The organism is Pseudomonas sp. DWP3-1-2, from assembly GCF_049896285.1.
Classification (GTDB): Bacteria; Pseudomonadota; Gammaproteobacteria; order Pseudomonadales; family Pseudomonadaceae; genus Aquipseudomonas.
In genome coordinates, this window is the sequence record NZ_JAFCTZ010000007.1 from 139,551 (window position 1) to 159,722 (window position 20,172).

Below are 20,172 nucleotides of genomic sequence, written 5' to 3' on the forward strand. Positions count from 1 at the left end.
GTTTTCCCGGAGTTTCACATGTCAGTTTTCCACTTGCGCGACAGTACGATCACCCAGGTAATCGAGCAGCGGGGTCTAGGCTACACGCCCGAATTGCTCTATCCCGACTGGGACCCGGGCGTGCTCGAAGCGCACCGCGCGCTGATGATCCCCGACTGCTTCGATGTAGTTTCACAGCGTTTCATTTCGAGCATTCATACCTGGGTGGTCCGCACGCGCCATTATACGATCCTGATTGACACCTGCGTGGGCAATCACAAGACCCGCTCGTTGTCGCGCTTCCATCAACTCAACCTGCCCTTCCTGGCCAGGCTGGCGCAGGCCGGGATCACGCCGGAAAGCGTCGACTACGTGATGTGCACGCACCTGCACGCCGACCATTGCGGCTGGAACACCCACTTGGTAAATGGCCGGTGGGTGCCGACCTTCCCGAATGCAAAGTATGTTTTTTCGCGTGCCGAATATGACTACTGGCTGAGCCAGATCGGTCAGGACGGCTTCAACGCCAACGTGTTCGAAGACAGTGTGCTGCCGGTAATTGAACACGGCCAGGCGCTGGTGGTTGAAGGTACCGAGGCGATCGCCGATGCCTTGCTGATTCATTCCACCTCCGGCCACAGCCCAGGGCACATCACCTTCGAACTGCTTAATAACGGGCGCAGCAGCGGAGGCGCCCTGTTCAGCGGCGACACGATGCACCAGCCGTTGCAAGTGTTCAAACCGGAGTGGAACAGCTGCTTCTGCGCCGCCCCGCAACAGGCCGCCGCCTCGCGCCGATGGCTACTGGAATATGCCGCCGAGCACCGTAGCACCGTGTTCACCGCACATTTCGCCAACACCTCAGCCGGCCGGGTGACGCGCACCGGAGATCGTTTTGACTGGCAGTTTATTCAACACGAGGAACAAGCATGAGCAGCACGATCCCGTACGCAATAGCGCAGAACGAATTCAGGATCCCGAGCAACACCGCGGGCATCGAGTTGTATATGCGCAACAAACGCCGCGCCGATATCCCTGAATTCAGCGGCGAGCGCACGCTGCTGTTTGTCGCCGGATCCACCTACCCCGCCTCGGCCTCGTTCGACCTAGAGCTCGAAGGCATATCGTGGATGGACCAACTGGCACTCGCCGGCTACAACACCTGGCTGGTCGATGTGCGCGGTTATGGGCGCTCCACCCAGCCACCGGAAATGGCCCAGCCTCCTGAGCAGAACCCGCCCGTGGTGCGTACGCCGGTAGCCGTCAACGACGTAGCCAGCGCCGTGGCTTTTGTGCGCGAGCGCGTCGCCGGGGCAGCGATCAACTTGATTGGCTGGTCATGGGGCGCAGCGCTCATGGGCAGCTACACCGCAAGCCATAACGACGCGGTGCATAAACTCGTGCTGGTGGCTCCGCAGTGGACCCGCGAGACCCCCAGCGCATCCGACGCAGGCGGCGCACTCGGTGCCTATCGGGTAGTCAAACGCGCGGTGGCAAAAAAACGTTGGCTGAACGGCGTGCCCGAGGACGCACGCGATAAGCTGCTGCCTCCGGCGTGGTTCGACGCATGGGCCGACGCAACTTTCGGCACCGCCCCCGACGCCTGCATCAAGGCACCCAACGGCACCGTGCAGGACAGTCGCGATTTCTGGTCTGCAGGCAAGCCGCTGTACGAGCCGTCTCAGATCAGAGTACCGGTGCTGATCGTGCACGCTGACTGGGATCAGGACTGCCCGCTGGAGTTGTCCCGTGCGGTATTCGCCCTGCTCACCGGCGCGCCTTATCGGCGCTGGGTAGAGATCGGCGAAGGCACTCACTCGGCATTCATGGAGAAGAACCGCTGGCAGATTTTCGGCGCGGTCCAGGCGTTCCTTGACGAGCGTGCGGATAGGCTCGACGGTACCGACTCTGCGGTGGCTGAGGCGTCAATTAGCTCGCCCCACATGAATAGCAACGCCAGATACGTCTGATTAAAATCGCGTTGGTGATAAGGAACCGGAGCTGCGTCCAACATCCGGTTTTCGGCCAAGAGCCTCAGGTCGCGTTGCTCTGGCAATGTCTCGACCCTTTTGATCAGCCATGTAGCTGAAGACTAGGGTTTTCCATTTTTAAACTCATGCATCGGTTTGTCAGGACAGCTGGATCAAGAATTTATGATCCCTCAAAAACGGCCTTCTGTCTCAGCATGGTCAACAACCGTTCAGCCGCAACTGACAGCTGGCGCCCTGCCCGAACCATTAGGTGCGCCTCAGCACTTTCGAATACTTCGCTGCGAGTCCTAAGCGCGACAAGTGTGCCTTCCGCTACCTCATTGGCCACCGCGTGTGAAGAAAGAAAGGTCACTCCGAGTTGGGCTTTTACATAACTCTTGAGGGTGGTGATTGAGTTGGTGACCAGATTGGATTCGAATTGAAGGCGATCGTGGTATTGCGCCAGCTTAACCAGATTGCTTAAGCCAAAGCCGTTGGACATCAAGCCCACCGGGTAAGGACAAACATCACCCAACTCCAGCGGCTGCTTCTTCTTGGTGAGTGGATGGCCAGGCCAGGTGATGACGCACATTGGCTGTTTGCGTAACATGACCGTACGCACCGCGGGATCAATGGGCGGACGGTATGCCAGGCCAATGTGAGCCTGATCGTTTGCCAGCATCCTTACGGTGTCAACGGCGTTGGCGAACTCCAGAGTCACCATTAGCTTGGGGTATATCTGGCAAAAGTCCTGAAGCACCCAGCGCACCAATTCTTCGCGAAAGCCTTCGCCTGCGACGATGTGGATCTCGCCTCTTTCTAGCCCTTTCAATTCGGAGAGATGGGTCAGTAGCAATGCCTCGCTTGAGCGCCTCTCACGACAATGGTTGAGCACAAACTCTGCGGCCTCCGTGGGAATGACCCCTCTGCCATGACGCTGGAGGAGTTTCACGCCCAACTCACTTTCCAGTTGTTGGATCTGTCGGCTAACTACCGATGGCTCGACATTCAAACGATCTGCGGCCCCACGGATCGAACCGGTTTCCGCAACTGACAGAAAGTAGTGCAAGCGCCGCTCGCTAAGGCCGATTCTCTGCAAAGCTGGCGTCTCCTGTCTGTTGACTACAGGTCAACGCTTGATAGCAATTATTGCTATTGTTCGCAATCTTCCCCCTCACCATACTTTGTGTCAATTGAGCGATGCCAAGCTCATTCAATCCAAATAATAAAAACAACACAGAGTTTTTGAGGACATCACCGTGGCCCAAGCAGCACTTATCAGATCGATTCACCCGGATGACATGGCCCTAAACAAGATGTATCGCAAGATCAGCTGGCGCCTGTTGCCGTTTCTACTGCTGTGCTATGCGCTGGCATATCTGGATCGGGTCAATATCAGTTATGCCAAGATTGCGATGCAGCAGGAATTCGGCCTGACGGATGCCGCTTATGGACTGGCGGCAGGCATATTCTTCATCGGGTATGTAATGTTTGAAGTACCGAGCAATCTCTGGCTTGCGCGGGTGGGGATACGCAAGACACTCGGTCGCATCATGTTCTTGTGGGGACTGGCGTCAACCTCAATGCTGTTTGTCCACGACAACACTACGTTTTACATACTGCGTTTTTTCCTGGGGGTATTTGAGGCCGGGTTCGCGCCAGGCATGATCCTCTATCTGACCTTATGGTTTTCCGGTAAACGCCGCGCCCAAGTAATGGCCTGCGTGCTGTTGGCGGGGCCAGTCTCGAATATTATCGGTGGACCCTTGTCGACCTGGATCATGGGAGCTTTCGCCGGCTTTCAGGGCCTGAAAGGCTGGCAGTGGATGTTCATCCTCGAAGGTGCTCCTTGTATTGTTCTTGGTATCGTCGCGTATTTCTATCTGAGTGACTCACCCGCCCAGGCCAGTTGGCTGAGCGCGGAAGAAAAGCAGCTACTGGCCAATGATCTGGAGCCGTTACAGGCGACAAAGCAACATACGTTTGCAGCTGCTTTGAAGGACTGGCGGATCTACATGATGGCGCTGATTTACTTCTGCCTGATCTGCGGCCTGTACACCGTCAGCTTCTGGCTACCCACTTTGCTTCGGGATGCTGGCGTAAAAAGTATTTTCGAGATCGGGCTGTATTCGGTTATCCCGTACGTCGCTGCCATCGTTGCGATGACGATCAATGCTCGCAGCTCGGATCGTTTTGCCGAGCGCCGCTGGCACGGCGCGGTACCCGCCTTCCTAGGTGCCATAGGCTTGGTATTGACGGGTTTGAATACGGGCAATCTCACCCTGGCACTGTGCAGTATCACCTTGGCAACTTCTTCTACCTATGCCGCCTACGCAGTGTTCTGGGCAAGGCCTTCTATCTATCTTAAAGGCACTGCCGCAGCGGGTGGCATTGCTTTGATCAATAGCATCGGTGCTTTCGGCGGCTTTTTCAGCCCGTCCATTATCGGCTTCTTGAAGACGTTCACGGGTTCGTTCGCCACAGGAATGGCGGCGATGGCAGCGCTGCTGGTCATCGGGGGGTTCTGCACGCTAGCGTTGCGCTTACCGGCCCAGTCTCACTCCTGAGCAGCTGTCCCCATTTGACTGGCTGCATTCGAGCACTTTCGTTTTTACTGACAGGCATACACCGTGATAAAGACTAAACCCCACTATTGCGAAATCGATGACATACGTCCACAGACAGAGGAGCTGACCCGAATCCGTCACCATATTCACCAACATCCTGAAATGGCTTTTGAGGAGTTCGAAACCGCCGCGCTCGTGGCGCAGAGGCTACGCCAATGGGGATTTGAGGTAACTGAAGGTGTCGGGGAAACGGGGGTGGTAGGCACCTTGACGGTAGGGGCCGGCAAACGTATCGGTATCCGCGCAGATATGGATGCTTTGCCATTGACGGAGCAAACCGGCCTGCCTTACGCCAGTGTTCGTGCGGGAAAAATGCACGCCTGCGGTCACGACGGCCATACCACCATGTTGCTGGGGGCTGCTGAATACCTGGGCAGAACCCGAAACTTCAATGGAACGGTTCATCTCTATTTTCAACCCGCCGAGGAGAAAGGTTTCGACAGCGGCGCACAGCGCATGGTGAATGACAGGTTGTTCGAGCGGTTTCCGTGTGATGCCGTGTTCGGAATGCATAACCATCCTGGGGAAGCGCCCGGCACCTTCCTGTTTCGCCGCGGGCCGTTCATGTCTGCCAGTGATAAAGTCTCGATCACCATCCACGGTCTGGGAGGCCATGCGGCTCGTCCGCATCTGACTGTGGACCCGGTGGTGGTGGCCTCCAGCATTGTCATGTCGTTGCAGAGTGTCGTCTCGCGCAACGTCAACCCTGTTGAACCGGCCGTTGTTACCGTTGGTTTACTTCATGCAGGCGTTGCCAACAATGTGATTTCCAACAGCGCCTACCTTGAGCTGAGTATCCGCTCGTTCAGTAAGCCGGTGCGCAGTTTGTTGAAGGAGCGTGTCCAGGCCTTGGCCAACGCCCAGGCTGAAAGTTACGGAGCAACGGTGACCATCGACTACATGGAGGGCTACCCGGTCATCGATAACGATCATGCCCAAACTGAATTCGCTCTACAGGTGGCCCGTGAACTGGTCGGTGACGAGCATGTCATTGCCCACGCCGATCAGCTCATGTCCAGCGAAGACTTCGCTTACATGCTCGAACAGCGGCCCGGCTGCTTCTTACGCTTGGGCAACGGCATTGGCGAAGACGGGTGTATGGTCCATAACCCGGAGTACGATTTCAATGACAAAAATTTGCCAATAGGGGCTGCCTACTGGGCACGCTTGGTGGAACGATACCTGGCGTAACGTTGGACTGAGGGCCTTCCGGCGAACCTTAAACTTGCTTAAGGGCTTTATCTGTTGCGGCGTATGCCTGAGGCGATGTCCGTATCCGTTTGCGACAGAGAGGACGACGTGCTCACAACGCTTCCATTTTGTACACCTCTACCCAGCCGTTCGACCAAGAAGTCGATGAGCGACCTCACGGCAGGAAGAAGACCTCGTGACGCAGTGAAAGCTAAGTAGATAATCTCTTCGGACACCTGCCAGTCTGGCCAAAGTTGGACCAGCTCTCCTGACTTAAGGTCCGATTCACACAGCTGTTCCAGCAACACAGCAACGCCGATGCCGCTGCGTGCAGCGGCGAGTAATGCGGGAACACTGCGACATATCAGCCTGGGCTCATGCTCTAAAGAAAACGCGGTATTCCCAGGACCGGTAAATTTCCAGGTCTTGTGTGATACCCATGCTACCAGCGGATCCGCCATAGCAATGGTTGGCGCCTGCTCAAGCGATTTGATATCGCGCTTCACACCCAGTGTGGCAGCCAATGACGGGCTGGCTACGATGATTTTCCGGGTCTTTCCTAGCATCCGGATTTTCAGGCCAGTCTCTGTCTCGTCTTCTAGGCGGCTGCGCGAACGTATCGCCACATGAACGTGCTCGTCAACCAGGTCGACACGACGATTGGTCGCGAGCACATGAAGTCGTACCAGCGGATACCGCGCGAGGAACTCGGGTAGCAAAGCACCTATGGAGACATCCAGTAGGCCGGTGGGGCAGCTCAGGCGAACGGTGCCTTCTGGTACAGATTTCGCCTTGCAGACGATCCCCTTCGCATTTTCTGCCTCCAGCAACATGATCCGACAGCGATCGTAGAATGCCTTGCCTAGTTCAGTAACTTGAAACCGGTGCGACGTGCGCTCAATGAGGCGTACACCTAATAGCTCTTCCAGCCGAGCAACGCGGCGGCTCAACTTTGACTTTGGGATCTGCAAGGCGCGGCCAGCGGCAGCATAGCCGCCGTGCGCCACGACCTGGGTGAAGTAAAAGTAATCGTTGAGATCGTCCACAACACAAACTCGCAGCTTTGCGTTCCTTTTATAGAACGCTACGATCAATTTATACCGCATTTTCCTTATTGCGTTCCATAAGTATAGTTCCGCTGACTAGCTGACGTTGGGACCACCGTCGTGATCAGCTACTACTCTTCTGGGACTTAATCATGTCGCACTGTTCAAATAACTCCGCCGGCTCCGCGCGAGCGCCATCAGAAGGTGAAGACACGAGCGCTTCTCCTGCTTGGGCTGCTTGGGCTGCTGTTGGCTCGTTGGCCCTGGGTGTCTTCAGTATGGTGACATCTGAATTTCTGCCCGCGAGTCTTTTGACACCCATCGCCCGCGACCTGGGAATTTCCGCCGGTGTGGCGGGACAGACGGTGACTGTCACTGCCCTCGTCGCCGCGTTGGCGGCTCCGCTGATCGTCCTAATGACGGCCAGATTCAACCGACGCGTTGTTGTTTGGGGGCTAACGTTGCTGATCGTGCTAGCAAACCTGTTGGCAGCAGTGGCTCCCAATGTAGGAGTGCTGTTGTTAGCCAGAGTGGGAATGGGAATCTCGCTTGGTGGTACATGGGCCTTGGCTGCCGCATTGGTCATGCGACTGGTCCCCCCGCACCTGCTTCCCAGGGCGACCGCTCTTGTATTTGGTGGCATTGCCGCCGCAACGGTTTGCGCGCCATCATTGGGTGCCTATTTAGGAGACCTATGGGGTTGGCGAGCCGCTTTTCTACTGGTGACATGTCTGGGCCTTCTTGCGCTAGTCATTCAACTATTTGCAATGCCTTCCATGGACCCCCAACCATCCGCAGGCTTCAGAACTTTTGGGGTGCTCCTACGTCGACGCGACATCCAGATTGGATTCATCACCGTATTGCTTGTCTTCTCTGGGCATTTTGCCGGGTTTACGTATTTGCGGTTATACCTGGAGCAAGTGCCGCGGCTGGAAATTAAAGAACTTTCTCTGGTGCTGCTGGTGTTTGGTGTTGGAGGGCTGCTAGGCAACTTTGCGGGAGGATTTATCGCGGAACGTAGCGTCAGAATGTCTATTTTTCTGTCATCGATACTGTTGTCACTTTCTACGTTTACATTGCTTCCTTATGGATCATTAACCCCTATCGTTTTTATTGCTGTCGGGCTTTGGGGCATCGCCTTTGGGGCATTGCCTGTCGGTACGCAGATTTGGACGACGCAGTCAGGAGCCGATCATGCAGAGAGTGCCGGTGCTTTGCTGGTGACTACAACCCAGGGGGCCATCGCTGTTGGCGCAGTCATCGGTGGGCTCCTGGTCAATGGGCTCGGAATATATGCCGTCATCGGGTATTGCTCTCTCGCGGCCCTCATCGGCGGCATCACCATGTTCCTCGGCGGGCATCGACCGTTTGATAAGGCGGCCCCTTAATTCGGACGTTCGCAGCATGCTTGGCCAGGGCACGTGCCGACGATCCGACTGGGAATGAAGCTGTTCCTCTTGACGATGGTGAGGAAAAGTAAACTACAAGATGCGACATAGGATGAAATCTATTTTTACAACGCCGTTTGGCCTATGCCCAAAGAGCGAATGAAGCGGCAGCCCCACAAGCACCACTCAAAATTTTTCTCGCATTTTCGTCACACATACGAACCGCTCAGTGTGTACGGCGAAAGTAACGTCGACCAATACCTCCACATACGCCTAGTCTGTTGAATTTACCATGAAGTAAGGCCCAAGTCGGGCCTAGCGGTGTGGCTGCTTGCGCAGAGGCTGCCTGTGCCGGTTCTGTTCGTCCATTCACAGTGAAGCATTACAGTTTTTTTGAGTACTGCCGATAAATTTCCTAGCCAGGTATTCAGGAATGGCTGATAACAGGGAGGGAATTATCTTGGTCGTTTCAATTAACTCGAATGCATTTTCTGGCTCGCAGGTTTCCAATGTGAAGGCGAGCCAAAATGAATCGCTGATAAAAAGTCAGGTGGCAGCGGAAAACGCTGATGTTGGCAGTCAGAAAGATAACAGTAGCCTTTCTTCACTCTCTCTGCAGTTGAGTGAGAGTGCCGCGCGTGCGGCGGCAAGGGATTCGAGTTTGAGCAGGAAAGAGCTTGGCGCGAAAGCGAGTGAGCTTTTAAGCGAGATTTCCGGCGATGGTTATTTTGCCAACAAAAAAGCCAATGATGCTGAAGTGCCTGATACTCAGGACCCTGGGTTATTGGCACGTGCGGACAATGCAGCGCAGTTTGTAAATGGCAGTGGTAAAAACCCATTTGCGGGTATGTCGAGCGATCAGCTCTCATTGATTATCTATGATGACAGTGGGAGTTTTACGACTAATGAGCGCCGCGCCGCGTGGAGTGAGTCATTCGATCAGGAATCTGCTTGGCGGCAGAAAGTTGTTGCCAATTCAATTGCGGAATATAACGGAACCGGGAAGCTGACGAAATTCTTTACTGCAGCGCTTGAACACTACAAGGATTTGCCCGCTATTGAGCAGGCTCAGTACCCTGATAGTTATGAGGCAAAGTTGCAGGATTGGATAGCACTGGATTTCAACTACAAGACACATACTGCGGAAGGTACGGGCAGTGCACAGGACGTGATGGACAAGGTCTTGAATCTCGACAGGCAGACGTTTGATGACGCTGGTGCAGATACGGCTTGAGTGCGGCACGCACTCATGATTGAGCCTGTCCAAACACAAAGCCCTGCAGGCTTAGCCGGTGCAGCGGGAACAGATGTCGTGTCGTGTCGCCCATCATTTCGATCGGAACGCGTGGAGAATGTCAGGAGCGGGTTCAGCCAGTACATCTGCCCCGATGTACGGTCGGGGCAGAGGCCTGTGACAACATTTTTTGTTCCGTTACAACACAATCAACCCCCCTGTGGATAACTATTCCACAGTCACCGATTTAGCCAGGTTGCGTGGCTGATCGACGTCCGTCCCCTTGAGCACTGCCACGTAATACGAAAGCAGTTGCAGCGGAATGGTGTAGAGGATCGGCGCCAGTGCATCGATGATGTGGGGCATGGCGATGACGTGTGTGCCTTCGCCGTTGGTCATGCCGGCCTGTTCATCCGCGAACACGATCAACTCACCGCCTCGGGCGCGGACTTCCTGAAGGTTGGATTTGAGTTTTTCCAGCAATTCGTTGTTGGGCGCAACCGTCACCACCGGCATGTCACTGTCCACCAGCGCCAGAGGCCCATGCTTGAGCTCGCCCGCCGGATAGGCTTCGGCGTGAATGTAGGAAATCTCTTTGAGCTTGAGCGCGCCTTCCATCGCGACCGGGAATTGTGCGCCACGACCCAGAAACAGCGTGTGGTTCTTCTCGGCGAACAGTTCGGCGACTTTTTCAATGGTGCCGTCCATTGCCAACGCTTCGCCCAGACGAGTCGGCAATCGGCGCAGTTCTTCCACCAGCTCGGCTTCAACACCTTCAGCCAACGTACCTTGAACCTGGCCCAACGACAGGGTCAGCAGCAGCAATGCCACCAACTGCGTGGTGAACGCTTTTGTGGAAGCAACGCCGATTTCCGGGCCGGCCTGGGTCAGCAGGGTCAGATCCGACTCGCGCACCAGGGAGCTGATGCTGACGTTGCAGATGGCCAGACTCGCCAGGAAGCCCAGCTCCTTGGCATTGCGCAGCGCCGCCAGCGTGTCGGCGGTTTCGCCGGACTGGGAAATCGACACGAACAGCGTGTTCGGCTGCACCACGACCTTGCGATAGCGGAACTCGCTGGCGACTTCGACCTGACACGGAATACCCGCCAGACCTTCCAGCCAGTAACGCGCAACCATGCCCGCGTGGTAACTGGTGCCACACGCGACGATCTGCACATTCCGGACGTTGGCGAATAGCTCGGCAGCCTGCGGCCCGAATGCCTGAACCAGTACCTGTTGCTGGCCGAGGCGGCCTTCGAGGGTGCGCTGTACGACCTTGGGTTGCTCGTGGATTTCCTTGAGCATGAAGTGGCGGAACGCACCTTTGTCGGCGGCTTCCGCACCTTCGCGGTACTGGACTGATTCACGTTCTACCGGCAGGCCGTCCACCGACCAGATTTGCACGCTGTCCCGGCGAATCTCGGCGATGTCGCCTTCTTCCAGGTACATGAAGCGGTCGGTGACCTGACGCAGTGCCAGTTGATCCGACGCGAGGAAGTTTTCCCCCAGGCCCAGGCCGATCACCAGCGGGCTGCCGCTGCGGGCGGCTACCAGGCGATCCGGTTGAAGGGCGCTGATCACGGCCAGCCCGTACGCGCCATGCAATTCCTTGACTGCAGCTTTCAAGGCGACGGTCAGGTCCGGCGTGTCCTTGAGCTTGTGGTGCAGCAAATGGACGATGACTTCGGTGTCGGTGTCGGAGGTGAAAACGTAGCCGAGCCCTTTCAGGCGCTCACGCAGGGCTTCATGGTTTTCGATGATGCCGTTGTGGACAACGGCCAGGTCACCGCCAGAGAAATGCGGGTGGGCGTTACGCTCACAGGGCGCACCGTGAGTGGCCCAACGGGTGTGCGCAATTCCCAGGCGGCCTGCCAACGGTTCACCGGCCAGTGCCTGTTCCAGTTCGCTCACCTTGCCCGAGCGGCGACGACGCTCGAGGACGCCCTCATTGCTGAAAACAGCGACGCCCGCGCTGTCGTAGCCACGGTATTCAAGGCGCTTGAGGCCTTCGAGCAAAATGGCGGTGATATTACGCTCTGCAACAGCGCCTACGATTCCACACATACGTTTTCTCCTAGCTGACAGCGGCGCAAATCAGCGCAATGCCGCGGGCTTCAATCTGTTCGCGCGCCTCAGGGGGCAGGCGATCATCGGTAATAAGGGTGTGGATACTGCTCCAGGGCAGTTCCAGGTTGGGAATCTTGCGTCCGACCTTGTCGGCTTCGACCATCACCACCACCTCACGGGCAACTTCAGCCATGACTCGGCTCAAGCCCAGTAATTCGTTGAACGTGGTGGTACCGCGGTTCAGGTCGATCCCGTCAGCGCCAATGAACAACTGATCGAAGTCATAGGAACGCAACACTTGCTCGGCGACCTGCCCCTGAAACGATTCGGAATGCGGGTCCCAGGTTCCGCCGGTCATCAGCAGCACAGGCTCGTGCTCAAGTTCGGTCAGGGCGCTGGCAACATGCAGGGAGTTGGTCATCACCACCAATCCGGGCTGGCCGCCCAACTCCCGAATCATCGCCGCCGTGGTGCTGCCGCTGTCGACGATGATGCGCGCGTGCTCCCGAATCCTGGCGACAGCAGCACGGGCGATAGCTTGCTTGTATTTCGAGACCGGCTGGCTGCTTTCGGTGATGAGTTCCTGAGGCAGCGGCACGGCCCCGCCGTACCGCCGTAACAGCAGCCCGTTGGTTTCGAGTGCCGACAGATCCTTTCGAATCGTAACTTCAGACGTTTCAAAGCGTTTTGCCAGCTCGTCCACACTGACTTCGCCCTGCTCACTGAGCAAAGCGAGGATGTTGTGACGACGCTGAGGCGTGTTGCGCTTCGATATGGACACGGTCTTGTTTCGTTTCGAAAGATAACGAAGGCAATCAAAACCTATTGTGTGACGATGGTCAAGCGATTTGAAAGGCCGGATATCCACCATTGTTCAGGCGATACGCGCTGTTGCCCTGCAAACACGGGCCCGTTGGAGCGAGGCTTGCCCGCGAACCAGACGCCGCGGTGGGCCAGATCCACCGCGTTATCGTTCTTCGCGGGCAAGCCTCGCTCTAACGAATCGGGTTTCAGGGACCAACTGTGGATAACTATTCAACGCGAGCGAAACGCATTGTAGGAGCGCCCGGAGGTTACGACGCCCGCGATGCGGTGTGTCAGGCAGACCGCTATCGCTGCCTCGCGTTGCTCGTGAGCTCCTACAAATGGGGACTTATTCGTCATTGTTCAGGCGATACGCGCTGTTGCCCTGCAAACACAGACCCCGTAGGAGCGAGGCTTGCCCGCGAACCAAGCGCCGCGGTGGATCAGATCCACCGCGTTATCGTTCTTCGCGGGCAAGCCTCGCTCTAACGAATCGGGTTTCAGGGACCAACTGTGGATAACTCCTCAACGCGAGCGACACGCGTTGTAGGAGCGCACGGAGGTTACGACGCCCGCAATGCGGTGTGTCAGGCAGACCGCTATCGCTGCCTCGCGTTGCTCGTGAGCTCCTACACATGGGGACTAATGCCAGCTGTGGATAACTTCAGTCCTTCTTGATCTTCACCGGACGCTTCCAGCCTTCGATGTTGCGCTGGCGGGCGCGGGCGACGGCAAGTTGCGACTTATCCACATCCTGCGTGATGGTCGAGCCAGCGGCGGTGTTCGAGCCGTTGCCGATACTCACAGGCGCAATCAATGAATTGTTGGAGCCGATAAACACATCTTCGCCAATCAGGGTTTTGTGCTTGTTGGCCCCATCGTAGTTAACCGTGATGGTCCCGGCCCCGATGTTGGTGCGTGCGCCAATCACGGTATCACCCAGATAGGTCAGATGGCCGGCTTTCACGCCTTCGCCCAGATGGGCATTCTTGAGTTCAACAAAGTTACCCACATGCGCCTTCGCTTCGAGCACACTTCCCGGACGCAGGCGTGCAAACGGGCCAGCATCGCTGCCCTCCCCCATGATCGCGCCGTCGATATGGCTGTTGGCTTTGATGACAACGCCTTTGCGCAGGGTACTGTCCTTGATCACGCAGTTTGGCCCGATCACCACGTCGTCTTCGATCACCACGCGGCCTTCGAGGATCACGTTGATATCGATCAGCACATCGCGCCCCACGGTCACCTCACCACGCACATCGAAGCGCGCCGGATCACGCAAGGTCACGCCCTGAGCCATCAATCGACGGGCTTCACGCCATTGATAGTGACGCTCCAGCTCAGCCAGTTGCTTGCGATCATTGGCGCCCTGCACTTCCATGGCGTCGTGAGGCTGCTCGGTGGCCACCACCAGACCGTCGCCGACCGCCATGGCGATCACGTCCGTCAGGTAATACTCGCCCTGGGCGTTGTTATTGGACAGCCGCCCCAGCCAGTCAGCCAGACGCTTGCCCGGTACGGCAAGAATCCCGGTATTACCTTCGGTAATCGCTTTTTGCGCCTCGGTGGCGTCTTTGTGTTCGACGATGGCGCAGACGCGGTTCTGCTCATCGCGAACAATGCGGCCATAGCCCGTCGGATCAGCGAGATTGACCGTCAGCAAACCCAGTTGCCCGGCATTGACCTGTTTCAGCAGACGTTGAAGGGTCTCGACTTCGATCAGGGGAACATCGCCATAAAGGATCAGTACGTTCTCGGCGGTCAATTCCGGCAATGCTTGCGCGACCGCATGGCCAGTCCCCAGTTGCTTGTCCTGCATGACGAAATTCAGGTCGTCCGCAGCCAGGCGCTCGCGCACGATGTCCGCGCCATGCCCGATCACCACATGGATGCGTTGGGGCGCTAGCTGGCGCGCGCTGTGGATAACATGCCCAAGCATTGAGTCGCCTGCGACCGGATGCAGAACCTTGGGAAGGGCCGAACGCATGCGAGTGCCTTGGCCTGCGGCGAGAATAACGATATCGAGAGACATGAGGGCTTCCAACTGAGCGAGCCGCGCGCCCGAAAGACCGGGCTGGGCTTATCCTGAAAAAAGAAAAAGGGTAGCCGAGGCTACCCTTTTACTCAATCGCGCAGAATGACGACGGGGTTAGCCGCCGAACTTCTTGCGAATTTGCTGAACGGTACGCAGCTGAGCTGCGGCCTCGGCCAGACGAGCGGTTGCAGATCCGTAATCGAAATCCGCGCCCTTCTCGTTCAGAGCTTTCTCGGCTGCCTTTACGGCTGCCTGAGCAGAGGCTTCGTCCAGGTCAGCGGCACGTTGCACAGTGTCGGCAAGCACCTTGACCATGTTCGGCTGAACCTCAAGGAAACCACCGGAGATGTAATACACCTCGGCTTCTCCGCCCTGCTTGATCAAGCGGATCGGACCTGGTTTCAGATCAGTGATCAGCGGCGCGTGACCTGGAGCGATACCGATATCACCCAGGTTGCCGTGCGCAATCACCATCTCGACCAGACCGGAGAAAATTTCCCCTTCCGCGCTGACGATATCGCAATGGACTGTCATAGCCATTTGCTTGCCTCGACCTGATTAGCGCCCGTTGCCGGGCGCTGGGATTACAGTTTCTTGGCTTTCTCGATCGCTTCTTCGATGCCGCCGACCATGTAGAACGCTTGTTCTGGCAGGTGGTCGTAGTCACCGTTGAGGATGCCTTTGAAGCCAGCAATGGTGTCTTTCAGGGAAACGTATTTACCCGATGCACCGGTGAAGACTTCAGCCACGAAGAACGGTTGTGACAGGAAGCGCTGGATCTTACGAGCACGGTTAACCAACTGTTTGTCGGCCTCCGACAGCTCGTCCATACCCAGAATCGCAATAATGTCCTTCAGTTCTTTGTAGCGCTGCAACACGTACTGAACGCCGCGAGCGGTGTCGTAGTGTTCCTGGCCGATAACGTTCGGGTCCAGCTGGCGCGAGGTCGAATCCAGTGGGTCTACCGCCGGGTAGATACCCAGGGAAGCGATGTCACGGGACAGTACGACGGTTGCATCCAAGTGAGCAAACGTGGTCGCTGGCGACGGGTCAGTCAAGTCATCCGCAGGTACGTATACCGCCTGGATGGAAGTGATCGAACCGTTTTTGGTGGAAGTGATGCGCTCTTGCAGAGTACCCATCTCTTCAGCCAGGGTCGGCTGGTAACCTACTGCAGAAGGCATACGGCCCAGCAGTGCGGATACTTCAGTACCGGCCAGCGTGTAACGATAGATGTTGTCGACGAACAGCAGAACGTCGTTACCTTCGTCACGGAATTTCTCGGCCATGGTCAGGCCAGTCAGTGCTACGCGCAGACGGTTACCCGGCGGCTCGTTCATCTGACCGTAAACCAGTGCCACTTTGTCCAGAACGTTGGAGTCCTTCATCTCGTGGTAGAAGTCGTTACCCTCACGAGTACGCTCCCCCACACCGGCGAACACGGAATAACCGCTGTGCTCGATGGCGATGTTACGGATCAGTTCCATCATGTTTACGGTCTTGCCTACACCGGCACCACCGAACAGACCGACTTTACCGCCTTTGGCGAACGGGCAAACCAGGTCGATAACCTTGATGCCTGTTTCCAGCAGATCGTTGCCACCCGCTTGCTCAGCGAAGGTTGGCGCAGGACGGTGAATGCCCCAGCGTTCTTCGGTGGCGATTGGACCGGCTTCGTCGATCGGGTTGCCCAGCACGTCCATGATCCGGCCCAGAGTCGCTTTACCGACCGGTACGGAGATGGCTGCGCCAGAGTCTGTTACTTCCAGACCACGCTTCAAGCCCTCGGTGGAGCCCATCGCAATGGTGCGGACCACGCCGTCGCCCAGCTGCTGCTGAACTTCCAGAGTGGTCCCTGCCGCGCTTTGAACCAACAGCGCGTTGTAGATACTCGGTACGCTATCGCGTGGGAATTCCACGTCGATCACGGCGCCGATGATTTGAACGATACGTCCGCTACTCATTAGCTGGTTCCTCTAATATTTGAACCGTTAAACCGCGGCAGCGCCGCCGACGATTTCCGAGATCTCTTGGGTGATCGCTGCCTGACGCGCCTTGTTGTAGATCAGCTGCAAATCGCTGATCAAATCACCGGCGTTGTCTGTGGCGTTCTTCATCGCGATCATCCGCGCTGCTTGTTCAGCTGCGTTGTTCTCGACCACCGCCTGGTACACCTGCGACTCAACGTAGCGAACCATCAAGCCATCCAGCAGCTCTTTGGCGTCGGGTTCGTAGAGATAGTCCCAGTGGTGCTTGAGTTTCTGATCCGGGGTTGCCACCAGCGGAATCAATTGTTCCACCGTTGGCTGCTGGGTCATGGTGTTGATGAACTTGTTGGATACCACGGACAGGCGATCAATACGGCCATCCAGGTAGGCATCCAGCATCACCTTGACGCTGCCGATCAAATCATTGATCGACGGCTCTTCGCCCAAGTGGCTGATCGCAGCGACGACGTTACCGCCGAAGTTGCGGAAGAATGCCGCACCTTTGCTGCCAACCACGCACAGATCGATCTCTACGCCGTTCTCACGGTTTACCGCCATGTCCTTGACCAAAGCCTTGAACAGGTTGGTATTCAAGCCACCGCACAAGCCACGGTCACTGCTCACGACGACATAACCGATGCGCTTTACTTCGCGCTCGATCATGAACGGGTGGCGGTATTCCGGGTTGGCGTTGGCCAGATGACCAATCACCTGGCGGATGCGCTCCGCGTAAGGACGGCTAGCAGACATGCGCATTTGAGCCTTGCGCATTTTACTGACCGCCACTTTTTCCATGGCGCTGGTGATCTTTTGCGTGCTTTTGATGCTCGCAATCTTGCTGCGAATCTCTTTTGCGCCTGCCATGTAACACCTATCAGGTTAGCAAGCGGGAGCCTTGCGGCCCCCGCTGCGGCTTACCAGGTTTGGGTGGCCTTGAACTTCTCGATACCGGCTTTCATGCCAGCGTCGATTTCGTCATTGAAGTCACCCTTCACGTTGATCTTCGCCATCAAATCGGCGTGATCGCGGTTGAAGTAAGCAATCAGCGCTTGTTCAAAGCTGCCAATCTTGGCGATTTCGATGTCGATCAGGAACCCACGCTCAGCGGCATACAGCGACAGCGCCATGTCAGCAATCGACATTGGTGCATATTGCTTCTGCTTCATCAGCTCGGTAACGCGCTGACCATGCTCAAGTTGCTTACGGGTCGCTTCGTCCAGGTCAGAAGCGAACTGGGCGAATGCCGCCAGTTCACGGTACTGAGCCAGAGCGGTACGGATACCACCGGAGAGCTTCTTGATGATCTTGGTCTGCGCGGCACCACCCACACGGGATACCGAAACACCGGCGTTCACAGCCGGACGGATGCCGGAGTTGAACATGGCCGATTCCAGGAAGATCTGACCGTCAGTGATGGAAATCACGTTGGTCGGAACGAACGCGGAAACGTCGCCAGCCTGGGTTTCGATGATCGGCAACGCGGTCAGGGAACCGGTTTTGCCGGTCACTGCGCCGTTGGTGAACTTCTCTACGTACTCTTCGGAAACACGCGATGCGCGCTCCAGCAGACGGGAGTGGAGATAGAACACGTCGCCTGGGTAAGCTTCACGGCCTGGTGGACGGCGCAGCAGCAGGGAAATCTGGCGGTAAGCCACTGCTTGCTTGGACAGATCGTCATAAACGATCAGCGCGTCTTCACCGCGGTCGCGGAAGTACTCGCCCATGGTGCAACCCGAGTACGGTGCAAGGAACTGCAACGCAGCGGATTCGGAAGCACTGGCAGCCACGACGATGGTGTTAGCCAACGCGCCGTTTTCTTCGAGTTTGCGAACCACGTTGGCGATGGTCGATTGTTTCTGACCGATCGCTACGTAGACGCAGAAGATGCCGCTGTCTTTCTGGTTGATGATTGCGTCGATGGCCAGAGCGGTTTTACCGATCTGACGGTCACCGATGATCAGCTCACGCTGGCCACGGCCGACTGGAATCATGGCATCGACGGCTTTGTAGCCGGTTTGCACAGGCTGGTCGACCGACTTACGCCAGATCACGCCCGGTGCAACCTTCTCGACAGCGTCAGTGATGACGTTGTTCAGAGGGCCTTTGCCGTCAACTGGGTTACCCAGTGCATCGACTACGCGTCCCAGCAATTCCGGACCAACCGGAACTTCAAGGATGCGGCCAGTGCACTTGGCGCTCATGCCTTCAGCCAGAGTCGTGTAGGCGCCCAGTACCACGGCACCTACAGAGTCTTGCTCAAGGTTCAGCGCCATACCGTAGACGCCGCCCGGAAACTCGATCATCTCGCCGTACATTACGTCGGCCAGACCGTGAATCCGCACGATGCCGTCAGATACGCTGACGACTGTGCCTTCGTTACGGGCTTGGGAGGTTACATCGAGCTTGTCGATGCGACCCTTGATGATTTCACTTATTTCGGAAGGATTGAGTTGCTGCATTGCTCTGCTGCCCCTTCAAACTCAAGATTTCAATGCTTCGGCTAGTTGCGCGAGTTTGCCGCGAACTGAGCCATCGATAACCAGGTCGCCGGCGCGGATTACGACACCACCGATAAGGCTGGCGTCCTCCGCAGCGTGCAGGCGCACTTCCCGGCCGAGCCGTGCACTGAGAACCTTGGCGAGTTTGTCTTGCTGTTCTTGGTTCAATGCAAAAGCACTGGTGACATCCACATCGACCGATTTTTCCTGCTCAGCCTTGTACAGGTCGAACAGTTCGGAAATCTCCGGCAAAAGCGGGAGACGGTCGTTTTCAGCAACGACGTGGATGAAATTCTGTGCCTTGGCATCGAACTTGTCGCCACACACTTCAATAAAAGTGGTGGCCTTGTCTGCGCTCGTCAGTCGCGGGGCCTTGAGTACGCGCTGCATGGTGTCGTCTTGCGACACCGCTGCAGCCAGGCCGAGCATGGCTGACCAATTGGCCAGTTGCTGGTGGGCCTGGGCGTGCTCGAAGGCTGCCTTAGCGTAAGGTCGGGCCAACGTGGTCAGTTCTGCCATGATCGCCCTCGCTTAAATTTCAGCAGCCAGTTTATTAACCAGCTCCGCGTGCGCGTTTTGATCGATTGTGGCACCCAGGATCTTCTCGGCACCGCCGACGGCCAGGCTACCCAATTGGGCGCGCAGCGCGTCTTTGACGCTGTTCAGTTCCTGCTCGATCTCGGCCTGAGCCTGAGCCTTGACACGTTCAGCTTCGATACGGGCCTGTTCACGGGCTTCGTCGACAATCTGAGTACCGCGTTTCTTGGCTTGCTCAATGATTTCAGCTGCCTGAGCTTTTGCTTCGCGCAGTTGCTGACCCACTTTATCTTGGGCCAGCTCCAGGTCGCGAGCTGCTCGGCTGGCAGCGTCCAGTCCATCCGCGATCTTCTTCTGACGTTCGTGCAAAGCCGTTATGACCGGAGGCCAAACGTACTTCATGCAGAACAGCACAAAAATGAAGAACGCAACGGACTGGCCAATCAGGGTTGCATTAATGTTCACGCCAACACCTCGCTCGTTCGTTGTCCATCACACCAATCACCTCGAATAGTCGAGAGATTAGCCAGCGAGTTGACCAACGAAGGGGTTCGCAAAGGTGAAGAACAGAGCGATACCAACACCGATCATGGTCACGGCGTCGAGCAGACCGGCGACGATGAACATTTTGACCTGCAGCATTGGAACCATTTCCGGTTGGCGAGCAGCGCCTTCCAGGAACTTGCCGCCCAGCAGGCCGAAACCAATTGCAGTACCCAGTGCGCCCAGGCCGATCAACAGTGCAACAGCGATAGCAGTTAGACCAACTACAGTTTCCATCTTTCCTCCCGACTTTTACGTCGTATTG

The 20,172-nt window shown here is 56.8% G+C and carries 18 protein-coding genes; 6 read left to right on the top strand and 12 right to left on the bottom strand.

The window, feature by feature from the left end:
- Positions 1 to 18: 18 nt before the first annotated feature.
- Entirely contained in the window at positions 19 to 912 is an 894-nt protein-coding gene (locus tag ACP7B0_RS16600) for an MBL fold metallo-hydrolase (protein ID WP_426142520.1), read from the top strand.
- Positions 909 to 1,949 (top strand): alpha/beta hydrolase, encoded by a 1,041-nt coding sequence (locus ACP7B0_RS16605; protein WP_426142522.1) that lies wholly within the window; start codon positions 909 to 911, stop codon positions 1,947 to 1,949. The genes ACP7B0_RS16600 and ACP7B0_RS16605 overlap by 4 nt, the downstream gene beginning before the upstream one ends.
- Positions 1,950 to 2,130: 181 nt before the next feature.
- Here ACP7B0_RS16605 and ACP7B0_RS16610 read toward each other — a convergent pair whose 3' ends face one another.
- On the bottom strand, positions 2,131 to 3,018 hold the full coding sequence (locus tag ACP7B0_RS16610) for a LysR family transcriptional regulator (RefSeq protein ID WP_426142523.1): 888 nt from the start codon (positions 3,016 to 3,018) through the stop codon (positions 2,131 to 2,133).
- A 190-nt stretch (positions 3,019 to 3,208) separates the two neighbouring features.
- Between ACP7B0_RS16610 and ACP7B0_RS16615 the strand changes: the two genes are divergently transcribed.
- Both ACP7B0_RS16615 and ACP7B0_RS16620 read left to right on the top strand, forming a co-directional pair.
- The gene (locus ACP7B0_RS16615) at positions 3,209 to 4,516 is read left to right on the top strand and encodes an MFS transporter (RefSeq protein WP_426142524.1); all 1,308 of its coding nucleotides are present in this window, start codon (positions 3,209 to 3,211) and stop codon (positions 4,514 to 4,516) included.
- Positions 4,517 to 4,582: 66 nt separating this feature from the next.
- Positions 4,583 to 5,767: a M20 aminoacylase family protein gene (locus ACP7B0_RS16620; protein ID WP_426142615.1), complete on the top strand. Its 1,185-nt coding sequence runs from the start codon at positions 4,583 to 4,585 to the stop codon at positions 5,765 to 5,767.
- Between the two features lie 47 nt (positions 5,768 to 5,814).
- Here ACP7B0_RS16620 and ACP7B0_RS16625 read toward each other — a convergent pair whose 3' ends face one another.
- Positions 5,815 to 6,813 (bottom strand): LysR substrate-binding domain-containing protein, encoded by a 999-nt coding sequence (locus ACP7B0_RS16625; RefSeq protein WP_426142525.1) that lies wholly within the window; start codon positions 6,811 to 6,813, stop codon positions 5,815 to 5,817.
- 152 nt (positions 6,814 to 6,965) lie between these two features.
- On the opposite strand from ACP7B0_RS16625, the gene ACP7B0_RS16630 reads away from it, so the two are divergent.
- Both ACP7B0_RS16630 and ACP7B0_RS16635 read left to right on the top strand, forming a co-directional pair.
- Entirely contained in the window at positions 6,966 to 8,201 is a 1,236-nt protein-coding gene (locus ACP7B0_RS16630) for an MFS transporter (protein ID WP_426142526.1), read from the top strand.
- A 433-nt stretch (positions 8,202 to 8,634) separates the two neighbouring features.
- Positions 8,635 to 9,435 (top strand): hypothetical protein, encoded by an 801-nt coding sequence (locus ACP7B0_RS16635; protein WP_426142527.1) that lies wholly within the window; start codon positions 8,635 to 8,637, stop codon positions 9,433 to 9,435.
- 228 nt (positions 9,436 to 9,663) lie between these two features.
- On the opposite strand, the gene glmS is transcribed toward ACP7B0_RS16635, so the two are convergent.
- From glmS to atpE, 10 genes are all read right to left on the bottom strand, one after another.
- Complete coding sequence (glmS, locus tag ACP7B0_RS16640; protein ID WP_426142528.1) at positions 9,664 to 11,499, bottom strand: glutamine--fructose-6-phosphate transaminase (isomerizing); 1,836 nt, start codon at positions 11,497 to 11,499, stop codon at positions 9,664 to 9,666.
- A 10-nt stretch (positions 11,500 to 11,509) separates the two neighbouring features.
- The gene (locus ACP7B0_RS16645) at positions 11,510 to 12,277 is read right to left on the bottom strand and encodes a DeoR/GlpR family DNA-binding transcription regulator (RefSeq protein WP_426142616.1); all 768 of its coding nucleotides are present in this window, start codon (positions 12,275 to 12,277) and stop codon (positions 11,510 to 11,512) included.
- Between the two features lie 693 nt (positions 12,278 to 12,970).
- On the bottom strand, positions 12,971 to 14,338 hold the full coding sequence (gene glmU / locus ACP7B0_RS16650; RefSeq protein WP_426142529.1) for a bifunctional UDP-N-acetylglucosamine diphosphorylase/glucosamine-1-phosphate N-acetyltransferase GlmU: 1,368 nt from the start codon (positions 14,336 to 14,338) through the stop codon (positions 12,971 to 12,973).
- A gap of 117 nt (positions 14,339 to 14,455) precedes the next feature.
- Complete coding sequence (locus ACP7B0_RS16655) at positions 14,456 to 14,881, bottom strand: F0F1 ATP synthase subunit epsilon (RefSeq protein ID WP_426142531.1); 426 nt, start codon at positions 14,879 to 14,881, stop codon at positions 14,456 to 14,458.
- A 44-nt stretch (positions 14,882 to 14,925) separates the two neighbouring features.
- Entirely contained in the window at positions 14,926 to 16,305 is a 1,380-nt protein-coding gene (gene atpD, locus ACP7B0_RS16660; protein WP_426142532.1) for a F0F1 ATP synthase subunit beta, read from the bottom strand.
- A 27-nt stretch (positions 16,306 to 16,332) separates the two neighbouring features.
- A complete protein-coding gene (atpG, locus tag ACP7B0_RS16665; protein WP_426142533.1) occupies positions 16,333 to 17,193 on the bottom strand; it encodes a F0F1 ATP synthase subunit gamma in 861 nt (286 codons plus the stop codon).
- Between the two features lie 50 nt (positions 17,194 to 17,243).
- Positions 17,244 to 18,788 carry a F0F1 ATP synthase subunit alpha gene (atpA, locus tag ACP7B0_RS16670; RefSeq protein ID WP_020292045.1) on the bottom strand — a complete coding sequence of 515 codons (1,545 nt, stop codon included), beginning with the start codon at positions 18,786 to 18,788 and terminating at the stop codon, positions 17,244 to 17,246.
- A 21-nt stretch (positions 18,789 to 18,809) separates the two neighbouring features.
- Positions 18,810 to 19,346 carry a F0F1 ATP synthase subunit delta gene (locus ACP7B0_RS16675; protein ID WP_426142534.1) on the bottom strand — a complete coding sequence of 179 codons (537 nt, stop codon included), beginning with the start codon at positions 19,344 to 19,346 and terminating at the stop codon, positions 18,810 to 18,812.
- A gap of 12 nt (positions 19,347 to 19,358) precedes the next feature.
- Positions 19,359 to 19,829 (bottom strand): F0F1 ATP synthase subunit B, encoded by a 471-nt coding sequence (locus ACP7B0_RS16680; protein WP_426142536.1) that lies wholly within the window; start codon positions 19,827 to 19,829, stop codon positions 19,359 to 19,361.
- Positions 19,830 to 19,886: 57 nt separating this feature from the next.
- On the bottom strand, positions 19,887 to 20,144 hold the full coding sequence (gene atpE, locus ACP7B0_RS16685) for a F0F1 ATP synthase subunit C (protein WP_002555987.1): 258 nt from the start codon (positions 20,142 to 20,144) through the stop codon (positions 19,887 to 19,889).
- Positions 20,145 to 20,172: the final 28 nt, after the last annotated feature.

Excerpts from the sequence above, each read along its gene's own strand:
- ACP7B0_RS16600 (WP_426142520.1), top strand. The coding sequence starts at position 19 with ATGTCAGTTTTCCACTTGCGCGACAGTACGATCACCCAGGTAATCGAG.
- ACP7B0_RS16605 (WP_426142522.1), top strand. The coding sequence starts at position 909 with ATGAGCAGCACGATCCCGTACGCAATAGCGCAGAACGAATTCAGGATC.
- ACP7B0_RS16630 (WP_426142526.1), top strand. The coding sequence starts at position 6,966 with ATGTCGCACTGTTCAAATAACTCCGCCGGCTCCGCGCGAGCGCCATCA.
- ACP7B0_RS16635 (WP_426142527.1), top strand. The coding sequence starts at position 8,635 with ATGGCTGATAACAGGGAGGGAATTATCTTGGTCGTTTCAATTAACTCG.
- glmS (WP_426142528.1), bottom strand. The coding sequence starts at position 11,499 with ATGTGTGGAATCGTAGGCGCTGTTGCAGAGCGTAATATCACCGCCATT.
- glmU (WP_426142529.1), bottom strand. The coding sequence starts at position 14,338 with ATGTCTCTCGATATCGTTATTCTCGCCGCAGGCCAAGGCACTCGCATG.
- ACP7B0_RS16655 (WP_426142531.1), bottom strand. The coding sequence starts at position 14,881 with ATGGCTATGACAGTCCATTGCGATATCGTCAGCGCGGAAGGGGAAATT.
- atpD (WP_426142532.1), bottom strand. The coding sequence starts at position 16,305 with ATGAGTAGCGGACGTATCGTTCAAATCATCGGCGCCGTGATCGACGTG.
- atpG (WP_426142533.1), bottom strand. The coding sequence starts at position 17,193 with ATGGCAGGCGCAAAAGAGATTCGCAGCAAGATTGCGAGCATCAAAAGC.
- atpA (WP_020292045.1), bottom strand. The coding sequence starts at position 18,788 with ATGCAGCAACTCAATCCTTCCGAAATAAGTGAAATCATCAAGGGTCGC.
- ACP7B0_RS16675 (WP_426142534.1), bottom strand. The coding sequence starts at position 19,346 with ATGGCAGAACTGACCACGTTGGCCCGACCTTACGCTAAGGCAGCCTTC.
- atpE (WP_002555987.1), bottom strand. The coding sequence starts at position 20,144 with ATGGAAACTGTAGTTGGTCTAACTGCTATCGCTGTTGCACTGTTGATC.